The organism is Yersinia similis, from assembly GCF_001053095.1.
In the GTDB taxonomy this organism is placed as follows: Bacteria; Pseudomonadota; Gammaproteobacteria; order Enterobacterales; family Enterobacteriaceae; genus Yersinia; species Yersinia similis.
The window spans coordinates 1-1016 of record NZ_CGBP01000094.1 but is presented as its reverse complement, the minus strand read 5'-3'; the positions used below and the strand labels follow the sequence as shown (position 1 = coordinate 1016).

Below are 1016 nucleotides of genomic sequence, written 5' to 3'. Positions count from 1 at the left end.
AAAAGTTGGCAAATTAGGCGATGTCGCTAAGTTAGGGAAAGCTGTTGAGCTGGAAAAACTAGACAGCTATCTTGGCACCTATAAAGGTAAAAACGTATTGCTGCAAAACGTCGATGTTGTGAAGATGAATTACATCAAAAGGAGTAACGAAGACCTTTTAGCTTTGCGTCGCACTTTTAATAACTCTGTACGCAGAGATTTTGCTAAAAGCATTGCTAACCATCCTGATGTTGTAGCCAGACTGGATACCTCGCAACGTGAAATGTTAAGCATTGGCAGGATCCCCAAGGATTATCAAGCACACCATAAGTTGCCACTTGAAGATAGTGGAACTAATGATTTCTCAAACCTAGTTCTAATCAAAAGTGCTCCAGAACATCCAGTTTTTACAACAACACAGCGTCGCATCAGTAATAACCTTTCGCCTAAAGGTGAAAATACAGTGCTGTGGCCCGTTCCCAAAGGCGTGATTTATCCGTGAGGTGTGTATGACAAATTTAGAAAAGGCGGTTAATGAGTTTAATCGCATCAGCAAAAGCATGGGATACAACATCAATCCACCTTATACTGGCAAGCTGGAAACTTATGACTTTGGACGAGAGATAAGCCCAGAACAGCCTGATTTCTGGAAGCAATACGGCTCTTTTCTGCGTATTAGCAATGGGTTGTTTGCTGATGGATGCGTATTTTATGGTATGAGTGACGGTGAAGATACTGCTGGGCTGATTGAATTTAACAATGCTCTGAATATTCCCGGCTTTAAAGATGAGACCATGACAAACCTGATTGTTATTGGTGGAAATAACACTGATACGTTTTACTATGATTCGCGCACGGGTAAATGGGAAGCATGTGACCGCATTGGCACAGATCGTGTATGGGAGTCATGTGATAGTCTGGCTGAACTCATTGAGACACAAATTAAAATGTTGGAAAACGGTTAACTTATAAGGGGTCGAAATGACGCTTACAGAAGAACAGAAGGCGCTTTTCGATGCCCTGACGCAATTACAGCG

2 protein-coding genes are annotated in these 1016 nt (G+C 42.0%); both read left to right on the top strand.

The features are described from left to right. A partial coding sequence (locus AC971_RS24950) for an HNH endonuclease signature motif containing protein (protein WP_072071386.1) occupies positions 1-481 on the top strand: 481 nt, incomplete at its 5' end. A gap of 7 nt (positions 482-488) precedes the next feature. Continuing rightward, a complete protein-coding gene (locus AC971_RS21550) occupies positions 489-944 on the top strand; it encodes a YrhA family protein (RefSeq protein WP_025382461.1) in 456 nt (151 codons plus the stop codon). Positions 945-1016: the final 72 nt, after the last annotated feature.